The sequence below is a fragment of the Candidatus Protofrankia californiensis genome, from assembly GCF_900634765.1.
Taxonomy (GTDB): domain Bacteria; phylum Actinomycetota; class Actinomycetes; order Frankiales; family Frankiaceae; genus Protofrankia; species Protofrankia californiensis.
Genome location: NZ_CAAAFT010000026.1, coordinates 14,437 through 16,545 on the forward strand (window position 1 = coordinate 14,437; position 2,109 = coordinate 16,545).

The following is a 2,109-nucleotide window of genomic DNA, read 5'->3' on the forward strand; positions in this document are numbered from 1 at the left end:
GACCATGCCCGCGGCATATGTCCTGTGCATGGTGGACGGTGTGCCGGTGGCTGTCGGCCGCGGGACTGTGGACGGCGACTGGTTGGGGGTCTACAGCATGGCGACCGTGCCGGCCGCGCGCGGCCGGGGAGCTGCCCGCGCGGTCCTCGCCAGGCTGGCGGCCTGGGCTGTCGACGCGGGCGCGTCCCGTGCCTATCTCCAGGTCGAGCAGACGAGTACGGCGGCCCGCCGGCTGTACGCCGCGCTCGGGTTCCGCCCGGTCTACCGCTACTCCTACCGCCGGCTGCATGCCGCCGGTGTTCCCGGCACACCACCACATGAACGGCGGCGCGCCAGCCCTCAACGGCCGTGACACCAGTCGTGGCGACGTGAATGACAGCGGCGTCGACGATGCCGACCGGGTGACCCTCGGCTGGTGGCTGGCCCTCACACTAACTCCGCCGGGGTTAGCGTGAGGACGCATGACGTCCGTGCAGGTCAGCCGCAGTCTCCTTGAGCCGGTGGGGCGCGCCCGTGTGATGGGTGTGATCAATGCGACTCCGGACTCGTTCTCCGACGGGGGCACCTATGCGACCGCGGTCGACGCGGTCCGGGCCGGCCTCGCGATGGTTGCTGACGGCGCCGACATCGTCGATGTCGGGGGCGAGTCGACTCGACCGGGCGCGGGTAGGGTCGATCGGGCCGAGGAGCTGCGCCGTGTGCTGCCGGTGGTGACGGAGCTGGCCGCGGCAGGTGTTGCGGTGAGCGTCGACACGACCCGCCCGACGGTCGCCGAGGCCGCGTTGACCGCGGGCGCGGCGATCATCAATGACGTGTCGGGTGCTGCTGACCGCGACCTGTTGGCGATCGCCGCCGAGTGGGCGGTTCCCTACGTTCTCATGCATGCCAGAGGTGTGAGCGCGAACATGTCCGCCCGTGCGGTCTACGGTGATGTCGTGTCCGAGGTCGTCGCCGAACTCCGTGAGCGCCTCGATGTGGTGTTCGCCGCCGGGATCGCGCCCGAACGGGTGATTGTCGATCCGGGAATCGGTTTCGCGAAGAAGAGCAGGCACAACTGGACGTTGTTGGCCCACATGGACGCCATCGCTGCGTTGGGTTATCCCCTGCTGGTCGGCACGTCACGCAAGTCCTTCCTGGGGAGCCTGCTCGCGGACGCTGACGGACGGCCCCGGCCGGCCGGTGACCGTGACGACGCGACCCAGGCGACGACCGCGCTGCTGGCGGCCGAAGGGGTGTGGGCGGTCCGGGTGCACGCGGTGCGGGCCGCGGCTGACGCCGTGCGGGTTGCCCAGGCATGGCGGGACGCCCGCGAGCAGCGGACGCGGCCGGCGGGGAGCGGACCTGCGCCGGCGCGCAGGGCGTCCGCCGGGCCGGATTCCGCCGTGCCGGCTTGCGGTGCGCTCCGGCTCCCGCCTGCGGGTGCCGTATGACCGGTGCGTCACCGGCCGGTGGTTCATCGGCCGCGTCCCCCGCCGTGCCACCTGTGGCGTCCCCCCCCACCACGGCCGACCGGATCGCTGTGACCGGACTGCGGGTCCGTGGTCGTCACGGCGTGCTACCGGCCGAACGTGAGCTCGGTCAGGAGTTCGTGGTGGACGCCGTGCTGTGGCTGGACACCCGGCCGGCTGCCGCAAGCGACGACGTCGCCGCCACCGTCGACTACGGGACGTTGGCACAGGCACTGGCCGGGATCGTCGCCGGCGAACCCGTCGATCTGATCGAGACACTCGCGCACCGGCTGGCTGAGGTATGCCTGGCCGACGGCCGGGTCCTACGGACGGAGGTGACCGTACACAAGCCCGCCGCGCCGATCCCGCTGCCGTTCACCGACGTCGCGGTCACCGTCACCCGAGACCGGCCGGCATGAGCGAGGTCACGGATCCGCGGCGGTCCCAGGAGGCGGTCGCGCACCGGTCGCCAGAGCACCAGTCGCCAGAGCAGCAGCTGCCAGGGCACCGGTCGCCAGAGGGCCTGTCGCCGGGGCAGCAGGCGCCGGGACGGCAGCCATCGGCGGTGTTGGCGTTGGGTTCGAACCTCGGTGACCGTCTTGCCCGGCTTCGCGCCGCCACGCGCCTGCTGGGGGCCGTGGCGGTGTCGCCGGTGTACGAG

The 2,109-nt window shown here is 72.2% G+C and carries 3 protein-coding genes; all 3 read left to right on the plus strand.

Features of this window, described 5'->3' with window-relative positions:
• The coding region (locus DD1DGNOD_RS28500; RefSeq protein ID WP_241255384.1) for a GNAT family N-acetyltransferase at positions 1 to 352 on the plus strand (352 nt) is incomplete at its 5' end.
• A 109-nt stretch (positions 353 to 461) separates the two neighbouring features.
• Positions 462 to 1,430 (plus strand): dihydropteroate synthase, encoded by a 969-nt coding sequence (gene folP / locus DD1DGNOD_RS01130; protein WP_131764717.1) that lies wholly within the window; start codon positions 462 to 464, stop codon positions 1,428 to 1,430.
• On the plus strand, positions 1,427 to 1,867 hold the full coding sequence (folB, locus tag DD1DGNOD_RS01135) for a dihydroneopterin aldolase (protein WP_131764718.1): 441 nt from the start codon (positions 1,427 to 1,429) through the stop codon (positions 1,865 to 1,867). Before folP ends, folB begins: the two co-directional genes overlap by 4 nt.
• Positions 1,868 to 2,109: the final 242 nt, after the last annotated feature.